The sequence below is a fragment of the Streptomyces sp. CA-249302 genome, from assembly GCF_050936785.1.
Taxonomy (GTDB): domain Bacteria; phylum Actinomycetota; class Actinomycetes; order Streptomycetales; family Streptomycetaceae; genus Streptomyces.
In genome coordinates, this window is the sequence record NZ_JBNJMG010000001.1 from 3,814,004 (window position 1) to 3,837,786 (window position 23,783).

General features: G+C 70.4%; 19 protein-coding genes. 8 read left to right on the forward strand and 11 right to left on the reverse strand.

The annotated features are described in order from the left end of the window. The first annotated feature begins 73 nt into the window (after positions 1-73). Positions 74-298 carry a hypothetical protein gene (locus ACQEWB_RS17065; RefSeq protein ID WP_432831769.1) on the forward strand — a complete coding sequence of 75 codons (225 nt, stop codon included), beginning with the start codon at positions 74-76 and terminating at the stop codon, positions 296-298. A gap of 34 nt (positions 299-332) precedes the next feature. Here the strand turns inward: ACQEWB_RS17065 and ACQEWB_RS17070 are convergent, their stop codons facing one another. Beyond that, on the reverse strand, positions 333-995 hold the full coding sequence (locus ACQEWB_RS17070) for a mycothiol-dependent nitroreductase Rv2466c family protein (protein WP_432831771.1): 663 nt from the start codon (positions 993-995) through the stop codon (positions 333-335). 138 nt (positions 996-1,133) lie between these two features. Here ACQEWB_RS17070 and pepN (ACQEWB_RS17075) point away from each other — a divergent pair, with 138 nt between their 5' ends. Both pepN (ACQEWB_RS17075) and ACQEWB_RS17080 read left to right on the forward strand, forming a co-directional pair. Next, positions 1,134-3,713, forward strand: a complete 2,580-nt coding sequence (pepN, locus tag ACQEWB_RS17075; RefSeq protein ID WP_432831774.1) for an aminopeptidase N — start codon at positions 1,134-1,136, stop codon at positions 3,711-3,713. Positions 3,714-3,901: 188 nt separating this feature from the next. Continuing rightward, positions 3,902-4,957 carry a hypothetical protein gene (locus tag ACQEWB_RS17080; RefSeq protein WP_432831776.1) on the forward strand — a complete coding sequence of 352 codons (1,056 nt, stop codon included), beginning with the start codon at positions 3,902-3,904 and terminating at the stop codon, positions 4,955-4,957. 453 nt (positions 4,958-5,410) lie between these two features. Here the strand turns inward: ACQEWB_RS17080 and ACQEWB_RS17085 are convergent, their stop codons facing one another. From ACQEWB_RS17085 to ACQEWB_RS17115, 7 genes are all read right to left on the reverse strand, one after another. Beyond that, positions 5,411-5,896 carry a hypothetical protein gene (locus tag ACQEWB_RS17085; protein ID WP_432831778.1) on the reverse strand — a complete coding sequence of 162 codons (486 nt, stop codon included), beginning with the start codon at positions 5,894-5,896 and terminating at the stop codon, positions 5,411-5,413. A gap of 316 nt (positions 5,897-6,212) precedes the next feature. Beyond that, positions 6,213-7,397, reverse strand: coding sequence for a glycosyltransferase (locus ACQEWB_RS17090; protein WP_432843857.1), 1,185 nt, complete (start codon positions 7,395-7,397; stop codon positions 6,213-6,215). Positions 7,398-7,558: 161 nt separating this feature from the next. Beyond that, positions 7,559-8,695 (reverse strand): serine hydrolase domain-containing protein, encoded by a 1,137-nt coding sequence (locus ACQEWB_RS17095; protein WP_432831780.1) that lies wholly within the window; start codon positions 8,693-8,695, stop codon positions 7,559-7,561. Between the two features lie 103 nt (positions 8,696-8,798). Continuing rightward, positions 8,799-10,556: a TIGR03767 family metallophosphoesterase gene (locus ACQEWB_RS17100; protein ID WP_432831782.1), complete on the reverse strand. Its 1,758-nt coding sequence runs from the start codon at positions 10,554-10,556 to the stop codon at positions 8,799-8,801. A gap of 210 nt (positions 10,557-10,766) precedes the next feature. Then, the gene (locus ACQEWB_RS17105; RefSeq protein ID WP_432831784.1) at positions 10,767-11,258 is read right to left on the reverse strand and encodes an NUDIX hydrolase; all 492 of its coding nucleotides are present in this window, start codon (positions 11,256-11,258) and stop codon (positions 10,767-10,769) included. Between the two features lie 9 nt (positions 11,259-11,267). Continuing rightward, on the reverse strand, positions 11,268-12,164 hold the full coding sequence (locus tag ACQEWB_RS17110; protein WP_432831786.1) for a pyridoxamine 5'-phosphate oxidase family protein: 897 nt from the start codon (positions 12,162-12,164) through the stop codon (positions 11,268-11,270). A 2-nt stretch (positions 12,165-12,166) separates the two neighbouring features. Then, positions 12,167-12,610, reverse strand: a complete 444-nt coding sequence (locus tag ACQEWB_RS17115; protein ID WP_432831788.1) for a VOC family protein — start codon at positions 12,608-12,610, stop codon at positions 12,167-12,169. Between the two features lie 125 nt (positions 12,611-12,735). Here ACQEWB_RS17115 and ACQEWB_RS17120 point away from each other — a divergent pair, with 125 nt between their 5' ends. Then, positions 12,736-13,263 carry a CGNR zinc finger domain-containing protein gene (locus ACQEWB_RS17120; protein ID WP_432831790.1) on the forward strand — a complete coding sequence of 176 codons (528 nt, stop codon included), beginning with the start codon at positions 12,736-12,738 and terminating at the stop codon, positions 13,261-13,263. 161 nt (positions 13,264-13,424) lie between these two features. After that, positions 13,425-16,706: a S8 family serine peptidase gene (locus ACQEWB_RS17125; protein ID WP_432831792.1), complete on the forward strand. Its 3,282-nt coding sequence runs from the start codon at positions 13,425-13,427 to the stop codon at positions 16,704-16,706. Between the two features lie 52 nt (positions 16,707-16,758). Here the strand turns inward: ACQEWB_RS17125 and ACQEWB_RS17130 are convergent, their stop codons facing one another. Then, a complete protein-coding gene (locus ACQEWB_RS17130; protein ID WP_432831794.1) occupies positions 16,759-17,532 on the reverse strand; it encodes a hypothetical protein in 774 nt (257 codons plus the stop codon). A 1-nt stretch (position 17,533) separates the two neighbouring features. Then, a complete protein-coding gene (locus ACQEWB_RS17135) occupies positions 17,534-18,061 on the reverse strand; it encodes an RNA polymerase sigma factor (protein ID WP_432831796.1) in 528 nt (175 codons plus the stop codon). A 210-nt stretch (positions 18,062-18,271) separates the two neighbouring features. Here ACQEWB_RS17135 and ACQEWB_RS17140 point away from each other — a divergent pair, with 210 nt between their 5' ends. Then, positions 18,272-19,288: an aspartate-semialdehyde dehydrogenase gene (locus ACQEWB_RS17140; protein ID WP_432831798.1), complete on the forward strand. Its 1,017-nt coding sequence runs from the start codon at positions 18,272-18,274 to the stop codon at positions 19,286-19,288. A 69-nt stretch (positions 19,289-19,357) separates the two neighbouring features. Then, entirely contained in the window at positions 19,358-20,527 is a 1,170-nt protein-coding gene (locus tag ACQEWB_RS17145) for a TerD family protein (RefSeq protein WP_432831800.1), read from the forward strand. 8 nt (positions 20,528-20,535) lie between these two features. On the opposite strand, the gene ACQEWB_RS17150 is transcribed toward ACQEWB_RS17145, so the two are convergent. Then, positions 20,536-21,009, reverse strand: coding sequence for a DUF1203 domain-containing protein (locus ACQEWB_RS17150; protein WP_432831802.1), 474 nt, complete (start codon positions 21,007-21,009; stop codon positions 20,536-20,538). A 158-nt stretch (positions 21,010-21,167) separates the two neighbouring features. Between ACQEWB_RS17150 and pepN (ACQEWB_RS17155) the strand changes: the two genes are divergently transcribed. Continuing rightward, positions 21,168-23,738: an aminopeptidase N gene (gene pepN / locus ACQEWB_RS17155; protein ID WP_432831804.1), complete on the forward strand. Its 2,571-nt coding sequence runs from the start codon at positions 21,168-21,170 to the stop codon at positions 23,736-23,738. Positions 23,739-23,783 lie beyond the last annotated feature (45 nt).

Consider the following 23,783-nt stretch of genomic DNA (forward strand, 5'->3'; position numbering starts at 1 on the left):
GGCGGCCCCCGGGGCCCTACGCTCGCCGCACGGCGGCCGGCTGCCGCCGCCTTCGTCGCCCCGGGAGGCGCTCATGGCGTACGTGCGGTGTCCCAGCCCGACCTGTCATGACGGTCTGCAGAACTTCACCGACCTGAAAGGCGCCGAGGTACCGGCCGCCGGGCTGGTGCTGCTCGCGGCGCTGGACGGCGAGCGGTTCGTCCCGAAAGCCTTCCACCGGTGCCGCAACGACAGCTGCCGCCGCGTCCAGAAGAAGACGAACTGGCAGGTCGGCGGCTACCTGCCGGAGGGCTTCTGAGCACGCCCCGCCGGCCGGCAGCCGCGCCCGGGGCCTACAGGTTGCTGAAGTCCGGGCCCTTGGTGCGGGTGCGCTTGATCTCGTAGAAGCCGGGGACCGAGGCGACGGCGATCGTGCCGTCCCACAGGCGGGCCGCCTCCTCGCCCTTGGGGGCGGGGGTGACGACCGGTCCGAAGAAGGCGATCTGCTCGCCGTCCGCGCCGGGCACGGCGATGACCGGGGTGCCGACGTCCTGACCGACCTTGTCGATGCCCTCCTTGTGGGAGGCGCGCAGCTCGGCGTCGAACTCGAAGTCCTTCTGGTCGAAGTACTCGATCAGGTCGGCGGGCAGGCCGACGTCCGCCAGGGCGCCCTCGACGGCCTCGCGCGTCGGGCCCTGGCCCTCGTTGTGGATACGGGTGCCGAGTGCGGTGTACAGCGGGCCGAGGACGTCGGAGCCGTGCTTCTGCCAGGCCGCGGTGACCACCCGGATCGGCTGCCAGGCCTTGGTCTCAAGGAGCTCGCGGTACTGCTCGGGCAGCTCGTCGAGCTTCGGCTCGTTGAGCACCGCCAGGCTCATGATGTGCCAGCGCACCTCGATGTTCCGGACCTTCTCCACCTCCAGGACCCACCGCGAGGTCATCCACGCCCAGGGGCACAGCGGGTCGAACCAGAAGTCGACGGGGGTCTTGGCAGCGGTGCTCGCGGACTCGGACATGGCGCTCCTAGGAAAAGTGTTCGTTTCAACCGGCAACACCGGGCATCGCCGTCCCCATTCCCGAGTGCCCGCGGTCAGGTGCACATGGCAGGATCGGGCCTGTCCACATGCCGAACGCCAGTCGAGGGAGTACCGCCCGTGCCCGGTGAGAATCTGACCCGTGACGAGGCCCGGGAGCGGGCCGCCCTGCTGTCCGTCGACGGGTACGAGGTGTCTCTGGACCTGCGTTCGGCGGTGGGCGACGAGAGCGGGGACGGTCCTCGTACCTTCCGGTCCGTCACCACGATCCGTTTCCGCTCCAACGAGCCCGGCGCCGCCACCTTCGCCGATCTGATCGCCCCGAGTGTGACCTCCGTCTCACTCAACGGCCGGGATCTGGACCCCGGTCAGGTCTTCGACGGCTCCCGGATCCTCCTGGAGGACCTGGCCGCGGAGAACGAGCTGGTCGTCGACGCCCAGTGCGCCTACTCGCGCACCGGCGAGGGCATGCACCGCTTCGTCGACCCGGAGGACGGCGAGGTCTATCTCTACACCCAGTACGAGCCGGCCGACTCCCGCCGCGTCTTCGCCAACTTCGAGCAGCCCGACCTCAAGGCCCCGTTCCGCTTCGAGGTGCGGGCGCCGGAGGGCTGGACGGTGTGGAGCAACGGGGCCGGCGACCTGGCCGACGGCGTGTGGCGGTTCGCGGAGACGAAGGCGATCTCGACGTACATCACGTGCGTCACGGCAGGCCCGTACCACTACGTCACGGACTCGTACACGCGCACCTTCGAGGACGGCACCAAGCTGGAGATCCCGCTCGGCGCCCTCTGCCGCAAGGGCCTCGCGCCCTACTTCGACTCGGCCGACGTCTTCCTCGTCACCAAGCAGGGGCTGGACTTCTTCCACGACCACTTCGACTACCCGTACCCCTTCGGGAAGTACGACCAGGCGTTCGTGCCCGAGTACAACCTCGGCGCGATGGAGAACCCGGGACTGGTCACCTTCCGCGAGGAGTTCATCTTCCGCGGCAAGGTGACGCAGGCGTCCTACGAGGGCCGGGCCAACGTCATCCTGCACGAGATGGCGCACATGTGGTTCGGCGACCTGGTCACCATGGTGTGGTGGGACGACCTGTGGCTGAAGGAGTCCTTCGCCGACTTCATGGGCACCTTCGCCAACGTCGGCGCGACCCGCTTCGAGAACGCCTGGATCACCTTCGCCAACCGCCGCAAGGCGTGGGCGTACCGGGCCGACCAGCTCCCCTCCACCCACCCGATCACCGCCGACATCCGCGACCTCCAGGACGCGAAGCTCAACTTCGACGGCATCACCTACGCCAAGGGCGCCTCCGTACTGAAGCAGCTCGTGGCGTACGTCGGCCAGGACGCGTTCCTGGAGGGCGCGCGGCGCTACTTCAAGCGGCACGCGTACGGCAACACGCGACTGGGTGACCTGCTGTCGGTCCTGGAGGAGACCAGCGGGCGGGACATGGGAGCCTGGTCGCGGTCGTGGCTCCAGACGGCAGGCGTCAACTCCCTCACCCCGCAGGTGGTGTTGGACGCGGACGGTCGGATCGCCGAGCTCGCCGTGCTCCAGGAGGCGGCCGAGTCTCACCCCGAACTGCGGCCGCACCGCGTGGCGTTGGGGCTGTACCGGCGTACGGCGTCCGGGGCGCTGGAGCGTTACGCGCGGACCGAGACCGACGTCGACGGGCCGCGGACGGTCGTCGCGGAGCTGGCCGGTGCCGAGGCGCCGGAGCTGGTCCTGGTCAACGACGACGACCTGACGTACTGCAAGATCCGCTTCGACGAGACCTCGCTGGCCACCCTGCGCGAGCACCTCGGCGCGATGACCGATCCGCTGGCCCGCGCCCTGTGCTGGTCGGCGCTGTGGAACCTGACCCGGGACGCGCTGCTGCCCGCGGCCGGCTTCGTGGACCTCGTCACGCGGTTCGCCAGCCGCGAGTCCGACATCGGCGTGGTGCAGATGCTGCACGCGTGGGCGAACTCGGCGCTGGTCAACTACGCGCCACCGGCCTGGCGTCCGGCCGGCGAGGAGCTCCTGTCCTCGGTCGCGCTGCGGGATCTGCGGGCGGCCGAACCGGGCAGCGAGCACCAGCTGGCCTGGGCCCGCTTCTTCGCGTCGGTGGCGTCCGCGCCGGGCGACCTGGCGCTGCTGCGGGCCCTGCTCGACGGCACCGAGAAGGTCGACGGGCTCGAGGTCGACCAGGAGCTGCGCTGGGCGTTCCTGGAGCCGCTGGCCGCGCACGGGGCGGCGGACGAGGCGGTCCTCGCGGCCGAACTGGCCCGTGACGACACGGCGTCCGGCAAGCGCCACCAGGTCCGCTGCCTGGCCGCCCGCCCCTCCGCGGCGGTCAAGGCGCAGGCGTGGGCCCAGGTCGTCGAGTCGGACGCGCTGTCCAACGCGCTGGTCGAGGCGACGATCGCGGGCTTCGCCCAGCCCTCCCAGCGGGAGCTGACCGCGCCGTACACGGCGAAGTACTTCGAGGTGATCGAGCGGCTGTGGCAGGAGCGGTCGATCCAGATCGGCATGGATGTCGTACGGGGTCTGTTCCCGGCCTGGCCGGCCGATGGCGAGGCGCGAGGGACGCTGGACGCGGCGGACGCGTGGCTCGCGGCGCACGAGGGTTCGGCGCCCGCGCTGCGGCGGCTGGTGCTGGAGGCGCGGGACGATCTGGCGCGGGCGCTGCGGGCCCAGGCTTTGGCCAACGACTGAGCCGGCAGTGACCGTTACGGAATCCGGTCAATAACACCCGTAACCCCTGGTCCCACCCGATCGGACCAGGGGTTTTCCGTGCCCTATCGGCACCCGAACACCCGTCCTTTAGTGCCGTCTTGTCCGTATTTGTCGACGGGCCTGTAACAGCGGTTAAAGGCCGCTCCGGGCGCGGAAAACCCCGAAGCATGAACCACAACACCCCGCGCTCCCCGCTCCCCCCGGCCTCCCCCCGCCCCCTGCGCCACCTCTCCGAGGTGCACCGGAGGGTGCTGACCACGGCCCAGCTCCGCTCGCACGGCGTCTCGTCCGCGGAGATGACCGAGCAGTGCCGGCCCGACGGCCCGTGGCAGCAGATCCTCCCGGGTGTGTTCCTGCTCCACCCGGGCCCGCCGACCAGCGAGGAGCGGCTGCACGCGGTGCTGATGTACGCGGCCCGGGAGTCGACGCCGGGTGTGCCGGCCCAGCCGGCCGCCGACTCGCCGCACCGCGCGGTGTACGCGGAGGCGATGATCACGGGCCTGGCGGCCCTCACCCTGCACGGCTTCACCTCCGCGCCCCCGCTCCTGTCCATCGAGAAGATCGACGTCCTGGTCCCCCGCCTGCGCCGCCTCCGCTCGACAGGCTGCGCCAGAATCGTCCGCACCCCCACCCTCCCGACTCCCCAGCAGGTGACGGGAGTTCCGATCGCCCCGGTGCCGCGCGCGCTGGCCGACGCGGTCTCCGAGCTCTCCGACGCGGGGGCGGTACGCCGGCTGCTGACCGAGGCGGTACGCGGCGGCCATTGCGAACCGGCCTCGGTGGTACGGGAGTTGAACGCGGCGAAACTGCTCAGCCGCCCGCATGTCGTGGACGCCGTGGACTCCCTGCTCGCCGAGGGCCGCGCGATCGCCGAGGACCGCCTCTACCGCATGGTCCACGACCACGGCCTCCCCGACCCGGTCTGGAACGTCGACCTCCGCCTCCCCGGCGGCCCCCACCTCGGCGGCCTCGACGCCTACTGGCCGGAACAGGCCGTGGCCGTCGAACTGGACACCCGCGCCCCCCGCCAGGACGAGGACGCGATGTGGTCGGAGTACGCCCGCAAGCGGGAGACCTTGGAGCGGCTCGGCATCACGGTCGTCTACATCACCCCGAAGAAACTCCGGGACGGAACGGAACAACAGGCGGCGGTGGTCCGCACGGCGCTCATGGCGTCCGGCGACCGAGACCCGGCCGCGTATGTCGTGGTGCTGCCCCGGTAGTGACGGACCGGGGCGGGATCAGGGGGGAAGGGGAGGGGCCGCCGGTCGGAGGGGGACCGGCGGCCCTTCCTCGCATTGACGTGGATTCAACCTACGTAATACCCGTTCTACGTTTGTCCCTGGACGAGCCGGGACTTCCCGACTCGTCGCCGTCCCGTCATGATCACGGCCCGACCGCGCGTGGAGTCCCTTCCGCCGGTCATGTCGTCCAGCCGGCGCGAGAGCAGTTCGAGATCGGCCGTCCAGCTCTTGAGTTCCGCCGTCGCCGAGCGAGCCGATTGCGCGACGGCACTGTCCGGCCTCCCATCCGCGGAGCTGGTGGCCGGGCTACAGGCCACCGACTGGAACCAGGCCCTGCGCTCACCTGCTCTGGCCGTGCCGGACGACGTGCCCAGCATCGCGGTGATCGAGGGAACAGAAGCAGGAGCAGTGATGGGCCGGCGCTGGGCACGCCTATACGGGATATCCGATCTCCGCGATGTCCTCGGCGAGTCCGGCCAGGTCGGCGGTCGGGTTCAGCGCCGAGACGACGCCCCGCGTCAGCGGGCGCAACGCATACACATGTCGTACGGCGTCGATGTCCACCGCCCTCTCGTAGTACTCCTCGGCGAACTCCTGGTAGGCCCCGGGCCGGCCGTCGGCAAGCACATCGAAGAGCCACTCGGCGCTGCCGCCGTCCTCGGCGCTGAAGGCGGGCTCGGTGACATACGCCCGGAACACCTCGGGCAGCCCGTCGAAGAGTCCGGGCCGGGTCTCATGATCCTCGTGCCCGTAAGGCGACATCGGCGACTCGTGATCGAACCCACGGGCATACGCCCCCGCCGCCGAGAACACGACCGAGTACTCGTTCCCACACCCGTCCCGCATGGACGCCATCTCCTCCGTGGGCGACCAGCGCGAGTCGAACGAGTAGTGCCGCGAGTCCCATTCAGGACTCATGACGGCATCCAGCATGGCCATGGCCCGCCCGCGATCCCGAACCACAGATATCGCAGGCAGCCGCCGAATCACCTCGACAACAGACATGCCCCCATTCAACCCGCCCCCACTGACAACGCGATGTGAGCCGGCCGCTGTGAAGTCATCGAGGTGTGCCTACTACACGGAGCATGACGCCTGTATTCCGACGGCTTGGAAACCTGGAACAACCAGCCTGGTTTGCGCGGCTACAACAGCTCCGCCCCCAGGTCCCATGGGCGCTCCAGTCACCGCCGTAGTCGTGCCCGGTCTCCAACTCCTCTGCTACATGCGGCGGTCAGAGGGGCTCCGGGAGGGCCGGGGGCATGGTCGTGCGGAGGTGGATGCCGTCGATCAGGGCTGCGTATGCCGCGATCATGCGGGTGCGGCTGAAGCGTTCGCGGCTGGCTTCGAGGGCGGAGGTGAGGTCGGTGCGGGAGGCGACCGCCTCCGTCCACGCCGTCGCGATGGAGTCCGGGTCCGGTGGGGTGACGAAGCCGTGGCCCGCGACGATCGCCGCGCTGTCGCCGACGTCCGTGGAGACCGGTACGGCGCCGCACATCATGCCCTCGACCAGGCACAGCGGGGCCGCCTCGCCCCAGGAGGAGGTGAGGGCGACCACGTCGGCGGCGGCGTACACGTGCTCCATGTCGTGGCGGACGCCGAGGCGGTGGAGGCGGTTCGCCGGCCCCGGTTCGGCCCCGAACGCGGTCTCGATGTCCGCGTCCAGGCCCGGGTTGGCAGCCGTCATGCCCGCGCCGCACATCAGGACGTGGCCCTCCGGCTCGCGGTCGAGCCAGGCGCGTGCCGAGCGCAGGAACAGCGGGATGTTCTTCATCGCGTCGTAGCGGGCCGCGAAGACGACGACCGGGGCGTCGACGGGGACGTCGAGGGAGGTGCGCAGGGCCAGCCGGCGGGCCGGGTCGGGGCGGAATCTCTCGAGGTCGACGCCGTTCGGGATGACGTGGAGCAGCTCGGCGGGGATGCCGGCGGCCTGGTAGGCGGCCCGGGTGGACTCGGCGCAGCACACGCACGCGACGACCGTGCCGTCGGCGATGGCCGCCTTGAGTTCGTCGAGGGCGCTGCCCTGGTTCTCCGGGTCGGAGCGGTGCAGGCAGACCACGACCGGGCGGCGCGGCAGGCCCGACTGGTTGAGAAGTCGGAGGGGCTGTTCCTTGAGGGACAGGATGACGTCCGCGTCGGCGGTGGCCCGCGCGGTATCGGCCAGCTCCGGGCCGGTGAAGCTGGCCGGATCACCGCTTGCGGGGAAGACCCGGCCCAGGGAGGCGACACCCACTCCGGCCGCGGTCAGCGACCGGTAGCAGGCGTCGCTCTCCATGCGCTGCCGGGTGGCCTCCCGGTGCACCTCGCTGTGGATGCTCAGCACGCGATGATGCTGGCCACCCTCCTGAAGTCCCATTACGACATCGCTGTGGACGATCCGGGCCCCGCCGGAGAAGAAGCCCTCGTAGACCGAGAGCACGTGCAGTCCGCGCCGCGTGCGCATCCGACCACCCGCCTTGCACAAATCGAGCCATCCCCGTGAAGTCCGGGTTAGCCGATATGAGGCGGCATGAATATTGCGTACGGATTAACTCGGCGCTTCGTGTCGGGGTCTCCTCGATTACAGGCGCTACCTGTAGGTCATTTACCGCAGAATTCCGCCTCGATCACCGAGGCGTCATCCCCCGTCCAGTCCCCGTTGAAGTTGAACGCGAGGGAATGCCGGCCGTCCGCCGTCGTCACGGCATCCGAGTTCGACCCGTGGATGCCGCCGTCGTGGCCCCAGACCTGGACTCCGCAGGAGAGGGTGTGGACCCCGAGGCCGAGGCCGTAGGCCGTGCCGGGGCCGCCCGTCGGGACCGTGGTCTTCATCTCCTCGAGCTGGTACGGCGGGAGCAGGGCGCCGCCGAGGAGGGCCCGGTAGAAGCGGTTCAGGTCGGCGTTGTCGGAGATCATGTCGCCGGACCCGGCGGCCAGGGTCGGGCTGAGGGTGGTGACGTCGTACGTCGGTCCCGTCGTCGATTCCGCGAGCTTGGAGTAGGCGCGGCTGCTGGGCTGCGGGAGGGTGACCCGGGTGCCGGGGACCGAGGTGCCGGTCAGCCGGAGCGGGGCGATGAGACGGTCGTGGATCTCCGTGCCGTAGGCGTGGCCCGTGGCCTTTTCGATCACCATCGCGGCGAGCAGGTAGTTGGTGTTGGAGTAGCCCCAGGACGTGCCCGGTTCGAAAGCCGGCTTGTGGGACATGGCGAACGCGAGAAGATCCTCCGGGGACTTGCGGTCGTAGCGGTGCCGGAGGAAGCCGTCTTTCGTGAAGTACTCGCGGCCGAATTCGTCGTCCTCCGTGTAATTGAAGATTCCGCTGGTGTGGCCGAGGAGTTGGCGGACGGTGATCCGGCTGCCGTCGTGGCCGTTGCCGTGGACGGCGCCCGGCAGCCACTTCTCCACGGTGTCGTCCAGCGACAGCCTGCCCTCGGCCTCCAGTTGGAGGAGCACGGTGGCCACGAAGGTCTTGGTGATGCTGCCGACCCGGTAACGGTCGTGCGGGGACCGGGACCTGCCGGTCCTGATGTCTCCCACGCCGGCGGTCGTCGACCAAGTGCCGTGCGCGTCCTGCGCGGTGGCCGTCACCCCGGGGACGCCGCTCTTCACCACGGCCTCGACGGCCCGCCGGGTCGCGTCGTGGTCCGTGCTGACGGGTGGCGCCGCGAGGGCGGGCCCGCCCAGTGCGGCCGACAGCACGATCGCCGTCGCCGCGACCAGGATCGTACGTACCTTCATGTCTTCCCCCTTGTCCTACCTGCTCATGGCTGAGCCCGGTCGGGGGAGACAGACCCGGCCCACAGCGCGGAGGTTGCCGCACTGTGGGCCGGATGACCGGAAATCAGCCCTTTTTGAGGACCAGTTCCGTGTTGCGGTCGTCGGGGTCGCCGCCGAGGACCTTGCTGGCGCCGGGGGCGTTGTAGGAGAGCTCGCGGTAGAGGGCGGCGAGGCCTGTCTGCGTGAGGTCGGCGAAGTCGGTGCGGTGCGGGGCCGCGGACTCGATCAGGGTGGTGAAGAGGGAGAGCGTGCCGTCCTTGTTGTCGACGATCTCGATGACACGCGCGAGCTGCGGGTAGTCCACGTGCGAGGCGGTGGAGATCTCCCAGAAGGAACGGCCGTCGGGGGCCGAGTGCGGGGTGATGTCGTTGCGGTGGATGTGGCCGTTCACCCAGGCCAGGACGTTGGCGTGGCTGGCGAGCAGGGCGACGACCTCCTGGCCGCCGTGCCGCCGCTCGTTCGGCCGGGCCGGGTCGACGTGATTCGTGTTGTCCATCGTCTTGCTGGTGTGGTGGCTGAAGACGATGGCGTGCGAGTCCTTGTTGTCCGTCAGCTGCTTGTCGAGCCACTTCAACTGGGCGGTGCCGATGGAGCCTTCGTAGTGGCCGCCCGGGTCGGTGGTGTCGATGCTGATGCCGATGACGTCGTCGGAGATCCGGAAGGTGTAGTACTGGGTGCCCGCGTCGAGGTTGGCGGTGGAGTAGCCGTGTCCGACGGGCCCGATACCGCGGTATGCGGGGTCGAGGTGGGCCTTGACGTAGTCGGCCGGGGTGTAGGGCGCGCGCTTGTCGTCCGGCGTGACCGAACGCATGTCGCGGGTGTGCGCCTTGAGGAGGTCCCGGAAGGCGAGGCCCTTGGGGTCGTCGCCGGCGCTGATGTGGGCCTGGAGCTTCTTCGAGTCGGCCACGGACAGGGACATCAGCTTCTTGCCGCCGACGGCGTACTCGGCGAGCCAGGAGTCGCCGTGGCCGTAGCAGCCGAGCGGCATGGCGTCGTGGTTGCCGACGGTGGAGTACCAGGGCAGGTTGAGGCCGGGGCTGCGGACCTCGCGGATCGCGGCGGCCAGGAAGCCCTGGAGGTGCGGGAAGCCGAGCTGCTTGTCGCCGTCGCGGACGGTGGAGTCGGGCTGCCAGTACAGCTTGAGTCCGCTGTTCTGGACGCCCTCGTAGTGCCGCGGATCACCGGAGTTGGGGCTGATCTTCCCCCCGCTCATGATCTTCAGGAACCACTCCAGCTCGGACTTGGCGTTGTTGTCCGTGTTGTCGCCGGTGGTCATGGCGAAGTGCAGCGGCGAGCCGGTGACCGGGGCGCCGCGCAGGGCGTTGATCCGCTCCACGAGCGACACCGCGCCGTGCACGGTCAGCGCCTCGTGCGGCCGCCAGGAGTGCGGGTTGGTGGCCCGCAGGTACTCCAGCCGCATCGGGTGCTGGGCGTCGATCAGGTGCAGGTCGGTGAGCTGCACGAAGGCCGCGAGTGCGGTACGGCGGCCCGCGCGGCCCGACTTGGGGGCGGCGAGCTCGCTGCGCACGACGCGGGACCAGCCGGGGCCGTCGCCGAGCCGGCGGTACGGCGTGCTGGTGCGCGGGGCGGCGACCGTGGCGAGGGTGGTGCCCCTGGTGTAGGGCGCGAGGGGCGCCGCGACCCGCCGGGAGTGCGCCACGGTGGCCTCGTGGGCCTCGCTCGCGGTGGTGGCGGCCTGGCTGTCGGTGGGCCGCAGGGCGTAGCCGACACCCGCGGAGACGGCTGCGGCGCCGGTGGCGGCGAGGACGGTACGGCGGTTGATCGCCGGAGTGGTGGCGGCGACAGAGCGTATGCGCGACATGGCGCGGTCTCCCCGAGTGCGAACGCGTCGGCAGGGTCGCGGGCGTTTCGCTGCCGCGAAGAACCCGCTCGCTCTGGATGCTTGGCACCGGGAATGACCTGCGCGTGAACGAGACGGCAACGCGCAACGCCGATCACCGTACGTGGATCTAGGAGGACCCTGTGCGTCCGCGAGCGTGCTTCGGGCGGACGGGGGGCGGTTACGGAGTGTTCACTTTCCGGGGTAGGGGTGGGGCTCCAAGTGCCCCGCGGCCGGCCGCTTCCGCCACAGCGCCAGCCCCGTGTCCACCAGCCCGACCCGGTTCAGGGTCTCCACCTCCTCCAGCGGATGCCATGCCGCCAGGTCCGTGGAGCCGCCCACCTCGAAACGGAGGTCGCCGCCGGTGACCCGGGCCTCGTAGACCAGGCGGAGCGCGTGGTGATCCGTGGTCCGGCGGAAGACGCGGGGGAAGGCGCGGCGGAAGTGGTACGGGAAGGTGCGGCGCAGGGAGTCGACGCCGAGGAGACCGGTGATCTCCACCTCGTAGCCCGTCTCCTCGTCCACCTCCCTCAGCACCGTGTCGTAAGGGTCCTCACCGTGCTCCATCCCGCCCCCCGGCAGGGTCCACTCCGGCTCCCCCTGCTCGTCGATCCCGCGGGCCAGCAGGAGTTGGTCGTCGCGAACGCACACGGCGTAGGCCGCCACCCTCAATTTCCTTCGCACACGCGGACGTTAGTCCGCCGGGACCGGATTCGCAGGCGAGTATTCGGGCGCCGACCAGCGCAGCGGGAGCGCCGAAGGCGTCTCGATCGCCTCCGTCAGCTCGAAGAGCACCCTGCGCTCCCCGTCCCGGCCGAACGACGTCCGCGCCTCGCCCGTCAGTTGCAGCGTCGTGCCCGTCGTCCAGTCCAGGAACAGCAGGCCGGCCCGGGAGTCGGAGCGGATGTTGCCGAGCGTGAGGAACATGGAGTTGCCCGGGTAGTCCCGCCAGCTCAGGTCGTGGGGTGAGTCGACCTGTACGAAGCCCGGGTTGCCGCCCCGGTGGCTGACGTCCGTCCCGCCCCCGTGCACCGTCGCGATGAAGAACGTGTTGGCGGATGCGATGAACTCCGCCTGTGCCGGCGTGAGTTCGGCGGCGTGCCGAGGGTCAGCCGTGCCCCGGCCCGCCACCACCTCGTACGACTCCCTCCGCTGGATGTACTTCGGGCAGTTCGAGAACACCCTGTCCGCCGAGATCGCCAGCCCCCTCGCCGTGGGCCGGAGCCGGCCGTTCAGGCGCATGCGGCGGCGGGTGCGCGGGTCCAGGGCGATCGTGCCGACCTGTACGCCCTGCGTCGCCAGCGCCGACGACAAGGGGTCCGCTGCCCGTACACCGCCCGCCACCGACATCTGGTGCGGGCCCGTCGCCCGTACGAAACCGAGTGGTCCCGTCATCGGGGACGCCCACACCCGGCCCGTCCCGGGGTCTGCCGCGCCCAGTACCAGCAGGGGCTGGAGTTCCAGGAAAGCCGCGGCGACCGGCTTGATCCCGTCTCCGATCGCCCGGCCCACGTGGTCGGCCGTGTCGCGGACGCCCACGCGGTCCTGGAGCGCCCGGGAGCCCTCGTGATACACGGAATGCCTGGACATGGCTAGAAGAAACCGCAGGTGGGGGCCGAGTCGACCGGGACCGGTGCCCCCTCCGCGCCGCTCGGCACCGAGATCTCCAGGCGGGTCCCGTCGGGGTCGTGGAAGAAGATGCCGCCCGAGGCCGCGCCCTCGCGATGGGCCACCACTCCCTCGTACGCGAACTCGGCGCCGTACGCCCGAAGTGCCTCCTCGTACTGCCGGACCCGTTCGATCGAGTCCGCCTCCAGGGCCAGGTGGTGCAGGCCGGCCCGGTCGCCGTCGTATCCGCCCGTCGCCTGCTGCCAGAGCGTGAGGACGAGTCGCTCGCCGTCGCCCAGGAACGCGTACCGCCTGCCCTCCTCCTTGCCCTCCCCCACCAGGACGAAGCCCAGGACGTCCCGGTAGAAGGCGAGCGAGCGGTCGAGGTCGGTGACGTTCAGGCCTGTGTGGCCGGTGCGCAAGGTCATGGGGTTCCCCTTCGAGACGTCGGTACCGACGGCATGCTTAACCCTTCTAAGTCAGGTTAACGGTTAGAATTCGAGTGCGTCAACCGGTCACGTAATCTTTGACGGTTAGCCGGAAGGAGATCCTCATGCCCACCGCCCTCGACCCGCGCCCCCTCACCGGTGAGCCGCTCGCGCTCGATCTGCTCAACACGCGGTGGATGAAGGAGGGGGTCGTACAGGATCTGCTCCGTGACGTCGACGGGCTGGCCGTGTGGCTCGACGCCAACGGGCTGGATCACGCCGCCGACGAGGCGATGCTGCGCCACCTCCGCCAGGCGCGCGACGCGCTGAGGAAAGCGGTGGACGGGGAGGACGTGGCCGCCGTCGACGCCGTGCTCGGGCACGGGCGGATCCGGGCCACGCTCACCCCCGACGGGCCCGGCGAGCTGCCCGAGTTCGGGGACCCCTCCTGGGCGCCCGCCTGGCTCGCCGCCCGGAGTTATCTGGAGCTGCTCTCCACCGCCCCCGACCGCATCCGCGGCTGCGCCCACGAGTCCTGCATCCTGCACTTCTTCGACACCTCACGGAACGGCACGCGCCGCTGGTGCTCCATGGCGGCCTGCGGGAACCGGGCAAAGGCGTCCCGGCACTACGCGCGCTCGAAGGAGAGTTGAAAAGGGAAGCAATTTGCCCTTATACAGGGGCAATACGGCTAAAGCCCATCGCGGGTTTTCCCCATACATCCATCTCGTTTCGGTCAACACTTCCCAAACAACTGTCCCTTGCGTAAAGGTGCGGCTGTTCACGCACGCTCCTTTTCCTACAAGGGATGCCGATGACCCTCACCCCCCAGAGACGCGTGGCCCGGATAGCCGTGGCCGCCGGTCTCGTCGCCGCGCTCTCCGCGGCCGGGCCGATACCCATGGCCTTCTCCGCCGACGGTCCCTCCGCCACCGCCCCGACCGACGGCGGCGTCAAGTCCGCCGACGACAAGCTCGGTTCGGACGACGCGGACCTGCTCGCCGCGGCCAAGGCCGACGGCGACAAGAACGTCACGATGATGATCGCCACCGCTCCCGGGCAGACCGAGCAGGTCGCCGAGGAGTTGGACGCGGTCAAGGGCGGCTCGGTCGGCCGGACCTACGACAAGCTCGGCTACGTCCGCGCCACCGTCCCCACCGGCAAGGCCGACTCGGCCATCGCGGCCGCCGCGAAGCTCTCCTCCGTGCACGGCATCGACCTGCGCGAGGAGATACCGCTCGACGACCCGAGCGCCACGAGCACCGCCAAGTCCGCGTCGGCGACGGCCACTTACCCGGCCCCCGGCAAGAAGACGCCCGCCGAGAACCCGTACAACCCGTCCTTCGAGACGGGCGCCGTCGACTTCGTGCAGGACCACCCGAAGGCGGACGGCCGCGGTGTCACCATCGGCATCCTCGACTCGGGCGTGGACCTCGGCCACCCGGCGCTGCAGAAGACCACCACCGGCGAGCGGAAGATCGTCGACTGGGTGACCTCGACCGACCCGATCGTCGACAGCGACGCCACCTGGCGGCCGATGCTCACGGGTGTCTCCGGCCCCACCTTCACCTACAGCGGCCGGACTTGGACGGCGCCCGCCGGGTCGTACCAGGTCAGCACGTTCAAGGAGTCGTACACCGCCGGTGGCGACGCGGCGGGTGACGCGAACCGGGACGGGGACACCACCGACAGCTGGGGCGTGCTGTACGACGCCGCCGCCGGGACCGTCCGTGTCGACCTGAACAACAACTTCGACTTCTCGGACGACGCGCCGATGAAGCCGTACAAGGACGGTTACCAGGTCGGCTACTTCGGGACCGACAACCCGTCCACCGACGTCGTGGAGCGCCAGCCGTTCGTCGTGCAGATCCGCAAGGACGTGCCGATGGACCCGTACGGCGGCGACTGGGTCGGTCAGAAGCGGGACTTCGTCAACATCGGCGTCATCGAGTCCGAGCACGGCACGCACGTCGCCGGCATCACCTCCGCCAACGGCCTGTTCGGCGGGAAGATGAACGGCGCGGCCCCCGGCGCGAAGATCGTCTCGTCCCGTGCCTGCACCTGGACCGGCGGCTGCACCAACGTCGCGCTCACCGAGGGCATGATCGACCTGGTCGTCAACCGCGGTGTCGACATCGTGAACATGTCGATCGGCGGTCTGCCGGCGCTGAACGACGGCAACAACGCCCGTGCGGAGCTGTACACGCGCCTCATCGACACCTACGGCGTGCAGCTCGTCATCTCGGCGGGCAACTCCGGGCCGGGCGCGAACACCATCGGCGACCCCGGTCTCGCCGACAAGGTCATCTCGGTCGGCGCGACCATCTCCAAGGAGACCTGGGCGTCCAACTACGGCTCCCAGGTGACCAGGTCGTACCAGATGATGCCGTTCTCCTCGCGCGGCCCGCGTGAGGACGGCGGCTTCACGCCGACCCTGTCCGCGCCGGGCGCCTCCATCAACACCACGCAGACCTGGCTGCCGGGCTCGCCGGTCGCCGAGGCGGGCTACACGCTGCCGGCCGGCTACTCGATGCTCCAGGGCACCTCGATGGCGTCCCCGCAGGCCGCGGGCGCGTCCGCGCTGCTGCTGAGCGCGGCCAAGCAGAAGAAGATCGAGCTGACGCCCGCCACCCTGCGCACGGCTCTCACCTCGACCGCCAAGCACATCAAGGGCGTTCAGGCGTACGAGGAGGGTGCGGGCCTCATCGACATCGTGGACGCCTGGGACTCGATCCGCGACGGCGCCACCGCCCACGACTACACCGTCAAGGCGCCGGTCGACACCGCGATCGACTACGCGCTGAAGACGCCGGGCTTCGGAACCGGCCTCTACGACCGCGAGGGCGGCCTCAAGGCCGGTGACAAGAAGACCTACGACGTCACCATCACCCGGACCTCCGGTGCGGACAAGGCCGTTCGGCACGAGCTGTCCTTCGAGAACAACGCCGGCCACACCTTCCGGATCGTCGGCAAGGACGAGGTGAAGCTGCCGCTGAACCAGCCGGTGACGGTGAAGGTGCAGGCGAACCCGCGCTCCGCGGGCCTCAAGAGCGCGATCCTGGAGGTCGACGACCCGAAGACGGAGGGCGTCGACAAGCAGATCCTCACCACCGTCGTGGTCTCGGCGCCGGTCAAGTACACCTGGTCCGCGTCGAACACCGTGCAGCGCAACAGCACGCAGTCGTACTTCGTGACCGTCCCGGCGGGCGCCAAGTCCCTCGAGGTCGCGATCGGCGGCCTGAAGGACAAGAGCCAGACCCGGTTCATCGCCATCCACCCGTACGGCGTCCCGGTCGACAACTCCGGTACCCCGTACTGCTACCCGAACTACCTCGACGGCAACGGCTGCCGGCCCGACGTGCGTTCGTACGCGGACCCGCAGGCCGGCGTCTGGGAGATCGAGGTCGAGTCGCGCCGCACCTCGCCGCTGCTCGACAACCCGTACAAGCTGAACGTCGCCGTCTACGGCGCGGCCTTCGACCCGGAGACCGTGACCGTCCCGGAGGCCAAGGTCGGCACCCCGGCCGCCGTCTCCTGGAAGGTGACGAACACGCTCGCCGCGATCGACGGCAAGCTGGCCGGCGGCCCGCTCGGCTCCGCCAAGTCGGCCCGTCCGACGATCAAGGAGGGCGAGACCCAGACCACCACGGTCGTGGTCCCGGAGGGCGCCAAGTCCCTGGACGTCGCCATCGGCAACGTCTCGGACACCTCCGCCGACCTCGACCTGACGGTGAAGAACGCGGCCGGCACGGTCGTCGGCAGCTCCGCCGACGGCGACTCGGAGGAGGCGGTCTCCATCGCCTCGCCGGCCGCCGGTACGTACACCATCGAGGTCGCGGGCTACTCGGTCCCGGCCGGCTCCACCGCGTACGACTACCAGGACGTGTTCTTCTCCGCCGCCCTGGGCACCGTCACGGTCGACGAGTCGACGCCGGTACAGCTCGGCACGGGCGCCTCGGCGACCGTCGCCGCGAACGTCACCGCCGCGGCGGCCGCGCCGGAGGGCCGTGAGTTCTTCGGCCAGGTCCAGCTGGTCAACGCGAACGGCACGGTCGCGGGCCTGGGCAGCGTGAAGATCGAGAAGGTCACGCCGTAGTCGTTGGTCGTACGGCGGTGAGGGCGGGCGTCCATGGGGCGCCCGCCCTCGCTCATTCGCAGGCGACGGACGCCGACTCGGGCAACGCCCTTGCCAGCGCGGCCCGTTCGCGGGCGATGGGCTGCTCGCCGGTGAGGACGTAGTCCGGGGTGGACGTGTGGCGCGGGACGGCGACCAGGATGTGGTCGCCCTTGCGCAGAGGGGTGGGCAGGGCCTCCTCGTCGATCAGCAGGGTGAGGTCCGGCTTCGTCTTCTCCGGCTTGTACGAGCGGGTCACGTGCAGGGTGATCCGCTCCCGGCCGGCGTCGCCCGCCACCCGCTGCACGCCGGTGACGTCGCCCTCGGCGACCAGGCGGGTGCAGGCGAGGTAGCCGGGGCTGGAGAAGGGGGAGCCGGCCGCCGCGGATGCCGCCGCCTTGCCGCCCGCGTCCGCGCTGCTCGCGCTCGAGTCGCCGGCGCCGCCTCCGGCCTGCCCGACCAGCCAGATCATCCCGGAGAACACTCCCCCGACGGCGGTCACGGCGAGGCCCGCGAAGGCGAACCTGCGCACGGCACGCCGGTTCCGTGGCGCGCGGGGGGCCGTCCGCCGTGGACGCCGGCCGTGTGGCCGTCGTACCGGAGCCGTCGTCCGCTGTGGCCGCTCCTCGGCCAGTGCGTCCCCGATGATCCCGAGCTGTGCCCGCAGCAGCGCGACATCGGCCTCGGCGGCGCGGTGCTCGGCGCGGAACGCCGCGTCGGCGCCGTCCGGCAGCGGCTCCCCGGTGATCGCGGCCATGAGCGCGTCGGTGCCGTCGTAGTCCCCGTGGGTCTCGTGTCCGGCGGTCATCTCACACCACCTCGTCCTCGTGCAGGCGGGCGCGCAGGGCCCGTACCGCCGTGTGCAGCCTGCTCTTGACCGTGCCCTCGGGGACGCCGAGCTCCGCGGCGATCGAGCGGACCGGCAGATCGGCGTAGAAGCGCAGGACGAGGACCTGGCGCTGGGCGTCGGGGAGCTCGTCCAGGCCCTGGGCGACGGCCAGCGAGAGCACGCTGGTGTCCTCGCCGGAGGGCTGCTCGTGCTGGCGCAGCGACGACAGCCGCTCCCCCAGCCGCTCCTGCCGCTTCCTGGCGCGGTGCCAGTCCATGGCCAGGTTGGAGGCGACGACGGCCGCCCACGCGGAGACGTCACGCGGGGCCTCGTACCCCTTCGCCGCCCGCTCCAGCAGCCGCAGACGGACCTGCTGCACCCCGTCCGGCAGGTCCGTCTGCGGCACCCCGCCCAGCGCGAGCACCGCTCGCACCCGGCGTTCCTGGGCCGCGTCCAGAGGATCCCCGTGATCGTCCTCCTGGGCCCGGCGGGCCTTTCTGCGCAGCACAAGCCACCCCCCTCACCGCGTTTCCTCTACGACGCCGGGGCGCACGGAAACGTTCGGCGATCACGCCGGGAGTTTTCACCGAGGCGTACGTCACACCCCGCGGCGTCCCACTCCTCGGGCATGCAGCGCAAAGAATTGGACAGGCGGACCCGGGTCGGCCGCATGATGGAAAAGCCGCGGACACGCAGAGAACACCTAGAGGGAGTCGCCGTGAAGGTCGGAATCGTCGGAGCCACCGGTCAGGTCGGCACGGTCATGCGCAGGATCCTCGTCGAGCGGAACTTCCCGGTCACCGAGCTGCGCCTGTTCGCCTCGGCCCGCTCGGCGGGGACGGTCCTGGACGGCGTGACCGTCGAGGACGCGGCGACGGCCGACTACTCCGGTCTGGACATCGTGCTGTTCTCCGCGGGCGGCGCGACCTCGAAGGCGCTGGCCGAGAAGGTCGCCGCGCAGGGCGCCGTCGTGATCGACAACTCCTCGGCCTGGCGCAAGGACCCCGAGGTCCCGCTGGTCGTCTCCGAGGTGAACCCGCACGCGATCGCGGACCGCCCCAAGGGCATCATCGCCAACCCGAACTGCACGACGATGGCCGCGATGCCGGTCCTGAAGGCGCTGCACGCCGAGGCCGGCCTCGAAGCGCTGGTCGTCGCCACCTACCAGGCGGTGTCCGGCTCCGGCCTCGCGGGCGTGGCCGAGCTGCACGGCCAGACCCAGAAGGTCGTCGCCGACGCCGACAAGCTGACCCACGACGGCTCCGCGGTCGACTTCCCCGAGCCCGGCGTCTACAAGCGCCCCATCGCCTTCAACGTGCTCCCCTTCGCGGGCAACCTCGTCGACGACGGTCTGAACGAGACCGACGAGGAGCAGAAGCTGCGCAACGAGTCCCGCAAGATCCTGGAGATCCCGGAGCTCAAGGTCTCCGGCACCTGCGTGCGCGTCCCGGTCTTCGCCGGCCACTCCCTCCAGATCAACGCCCGTTTCGCCCGCCCGATCTCCCCGGAGCGCGCGACCGAGCTGCTCGCGAAGGCCCCGGGCGTCGAGCTCTCCGACATCCCCACCCCGCTCCAGGCCGCCGGCCAGGACCCGTCCTACGTCGGCCGCATCCGCCGCGACGAGACCGTCGACAACGGCCTCGCCCTGTTCGTCTCCAACGACAACCTCCGCAAGGGCGCGGCCCTGAACGCCGTACAGATCGCGGAGCTGGTGGCGGCCGAGCTCAAGGGCTGACACCGGTAGCGGTCGTTCCGGTCGTCCGAACGGGTCACACGGGCGTGGTCTTCGTGTGAAGATCACGCCATGACCCAGATGGCCAAGGGCAGCAATCTGCCCGTTCCCACGGAAACCCTTCAGGTGGCGGTGTCCTGGCAGCACGGGCCAGGTGTCCCGGACGTCGACGTCTCGGCTCTGCTGTTGGACGCGACGGGCCGGGTGCGGTCCGACGCCGACCTCGTCTTCTACAACCAGCCCGCGCATCCCTCGGGCACCGTGCGCCATCTGGGCAAGGGGGAGGGCACGGGCGGGGGCACGGCCGACTGGATCTGGCTCGACCTGGCCGCCGTGGAGCCCGCCGTCGACCGGGTCGTGGTCTCCGCGTCCGCCGACGGGGGCCGGTTCGGGCAGATACCGCAGCTCGACATCCGGGTGGCCCTCCCGGCCGGGCAGCCGATCGCCTCCTTCGCGATCACCGACGCGAGCACGGAGACGGCCTTCGTCTTCGGCGAGTTCTACCGCAGGAACGGCAGCTGGAAGTTCCGCGCGGTCGGCCAGGGCTACGACTCGGGCCTCGCCGGCCTCGCCACGGACTTCGGCATCTCGGTGGAGGAGGAGCAGGCGCCACAGGTCCCGCCGGCACCGCCGATGCCGGTACCGCCTCCGGCACAGGTCCAGGGCAGCCCCCTCCCCGACCTCGCGGTCGAGTTCCCGCCCTTCGTCCACCAGGCCACCGGCAAGCACCGTGTCGTCTGTCCGCCGTCGATGCCGCCCGGCTGCCGGGTGGTCGTCGAGGTGGAGTGCCGCAGGAGCATCTCGGTCACCGTGTACTCCTGCGACGAGTACGGCCGCACCGACGAGCTGCTCCTCGACGCGTACGAGGACGAGGTGCACGGCCGCACCCTGGCCACCGTCCCGCACGACCGCCCGCTCTCCCTGAGCGTGGAGGCCGACAAGCCATGGACCCTGCGGGTGCTGCCGCTCTGTCACGCCCGGCGGCTGGCGCACACCCTCCACGGGCAGGGCCCCGATCTGCTGGTGTACGAGGGCCCCGCGGGCGTGCTGTCCTTCACGCACCAGGGCGAGAGCAACTTCACCGCCTGGCACCACACCCCCACCGGCAACCCCGACTGGCCGGACGACATCGAGCTCCTCGTCAACGAGGTGGGCCGACTCGACGTCCTGGCCCCGGTCCAGGGCCCGGGCGTACTGCGCATCGGCGCCGACGGCTCCTGGACGATCTCGGTGGGCGGCTGAGCCCGGGGCTAGCGGTCCCTGCGCACCTCGTACAGGAAGCACCCGTACTCGACGGCCCGGACGTGGACCAGTGCCACGGACGGGTCGTCGAAGGCGTTCCGGAAGGCCTCGTCGTCGGCCGTGTCCACCAGTTCGCCGCCGAGGATGTGCCCGTCGGCGGAGTATCGGCGGACCGTGCGGTGCGCGCCGGGGAAGGGGTGGCCCTCGGGGTCGGGGCCGTCGCACTCCTCGGCGTGGATGAAGACGGGGCCCTGCTCGTCGTAGGCCCCGGGCTCGGCGCCCGACTCGGCCGCCCACCGCCGCAGCGGCGCGTACGACACGAGGGCGATCCGCTCCCCCGGCTCGCTGCGGCGCAGACAGCAGCGGAGTGGGGCGCCGCCCTCGTCGTCGGTGAAGGGGGACGGCGGGCGGCCGGCGTCGTCGGCGGTGCGCAGTTCCTTGAGGGCGGACGGGTCGATGGGCCGTGCGGTGCAGGTCGTCATGTGTTCCAGAGTGGCGCGGGAGGACCCGGGCCACCGGCGGGAATCGGACGCGGCACTCCGGCCGCGCCGATCGGAGATCCATCGGGAAAACCCTCGTCGCCCTCCCCACCCTCACGTGGAAGGATGGCCGAACCCACACATAACGAGGAGATGACCGCGTGCCTGGCACAAACCTGACTCGCGAAGAGGCGCAGCAGCGGGCGAAGCTGCTCACCGTTGACTCGTACGAGATCGATCTCGACCTCTCCGGCGCGCAGGAGGGCGGTACCTACCGGTCCGTGACCACGGTGCGTTTCGACGTGACCGAATCCGGCACCGAGTCCTTCATCGACCTGGTCGCCCCGACCGTCCACGAGGTGACCCTCAACGGCGACCCGCTCGACCCCGCCGAGGTCTTCCAGGACTCGCGGATCGCGCTGCCGGGCCTGCTGGAGGGCCGTAACGTCCTGCGGGTCGTCGCGGACTGCGCGTACACCAACACCGGTGAGGGACTGCACCGCTTCGTCGACCCGGTCGACCAACAGGCCTATCTGTACACCCAGTTCGAGGTACCGGACGCCCGCCGGGTGTTCGCGTCCTTCGAGCAGCCGGACCTCAAGGCGACCTTCCAGTTCACGGTGAAGGCCCCGTCCGGCTGGACCGTCATCTCCAACTCGCCGACGCCCGAGCCCAAGGACGACACCTGGGTCTTCGAGCCGACGCCGAGGATCTCCTCGTACATCACCGCGCTGATCGTCGGCCCGTACCACTCGGTGCACAGCGTGTACGAGAAGGACGGGCAGTCCGTGCCGCTGGGCATCTACTGCCGGCCCTCGCTCGCCGAGTTCCTCGACTCCGACGCGATCTTCGAGGTCACCCGACAGGGCTTCGAGTGGTTCCAGGAGAAGTTCGACTACGCGTACCCGTTCAAGAAGTACGACCAGCTGTTCGTGCCGGAGTTCAACGCGGGCGCGATGGAGAACGCGGGCGCGGTGACCATCCGCGACCAGTACGTCTTCCGGTCCAAGGTGACGGACGCCGCGTACGAGGTGCGCGCGGAGACGATCCTGCACGAGCTGGCCCACATGTGGTTCGGCGACCTGGTCACCATGGAGTGGTGGAACGACCTGTGGCTGAACGAGTCGTTCGCCACCTACACGTCGATCGCCTGCCAGTCGTACCACCCCGAGTCGCGCTGGCCGCACTCGTGGACAACGTTCGCCAACTCCATGAAGACGTGGGCCTACCGGCAGGACCAACTGCCGTCCACCCACCCGATCATGGCCGAGATCAACGACCTCGACGACGTCCTGGTCAACTTCGACGGCATCACGTACGCCAAGGGCGCGAGCGTCCTGAAGCAGCTCGTCGCGTACGTCGGCATGGACGAGTTCTTCGCGGGCGTACAGGCGTACTTCAAGCGCCACGCGTTCGGTAACACCCGCCTGTCCGACCTGCTGGGCGCGCTGGAGGAGACCTCCGGCCGGGACCTGAAGAACTGGTCGGAGAAGTGGCTCCAGACGGCTGGTATCAACATCCTCCGCCCGGAGATCGAGACGGACGCGGACGGTGTCATCACCTCCTTCGCCATCCGTCAGGAGGCCCCCGCCCTCCCGGCCGGCGCGAAGGGTGAGCCAACCCTCCGCCCACACCGCATCGCGGTCGGCCTGTACGAACTCGACTCCGACTCCGGCAAGTTGGTGCGCGACGAGCGTGTCGAGCTGGACGTCGACGGTGAACTCACCGCCGTGGCCCAGCTGGTGGGCAAGCGCCGTCCGGCCGTCGTACTCCTCAACGACGACGACCTGTCCTACGCCAAGGTCCGACTCGACGAGCAGTCCCTCACGTTCGTCACCGAGCACCTCGGCGACTTCGAGTCCTCCCTGCCGCGCGCCCTGTGCTGGGCCTCGGCCTGGGACATGACCCGGGACGCCGAACTCGCCACCCGCGACTACCTCTCCCTCGTCCTGTCGGGCATCGGCAAGGAGTCCGACATCGGTGTCGTGCAGTCGCTGCACCGCCAGGTCAAGCTCGCCATCGACCTGTACGCCGACCCGGCCGCCCGCGAGGCCCTGCTGACCCGCTGGACCGACGCGACGCTCGCGCACCTGCGGTCCGCCGAGGCCGGCAGCGACCACCAGCTGGCCTGGGCGCGGGCGTTCGCGGCGACCGCCCGTACGCCGGAGCAACTGGACCTGCTCGACGCCCTGTTGGACGGTTCGCAGACGATCGAGGGCCTGGCCGTCGACACCGAGCTGCGCTGGGCGTTCGTACAGCGGCTCGCCGGTGTCGGCCGGTTCGACGAGGCGGAGATCGCCGGCGAGTACGAGCGGGACAAGACGGCAGCGGGTGAGCGCCACGCGGCCAGCGCCCGTGCCGCCCGCCCGACCGAGGAGGCGAAGGCGGAGGCCTGGGCCTCGGTCGTCGAGTCCGACAAGCTCCCGAACGCCGTCCAGGAGGCGGTCATCGGCGGCTTCGTCCAGACCGACCAGCGCGAGCTGCTGGCGGCGTACACGGACAAGTACTTCGAGACGGTCAAGACCATCTGGGACTCCCGCTCGCACGAGATGGCCCAGCAGATCGCCGTCGGCCTCTACCCGTCGATCCAGGTCTCCCAGGAGGTCCTCGACAAGACGGACGCCTGGCTGGCCGCCAACGAGCCCAGCGCGGCCCTGCGCCGACTGGTCTCCGAGTCCCGCGCGGGTGTCGAGCGCGCGCTGAAGGCCCAGGCGGCCGACGCGCAGCAGTAACACTCGTTCGTACGACGACGAAGGGCGCCCGGTATCGCTCCGGGC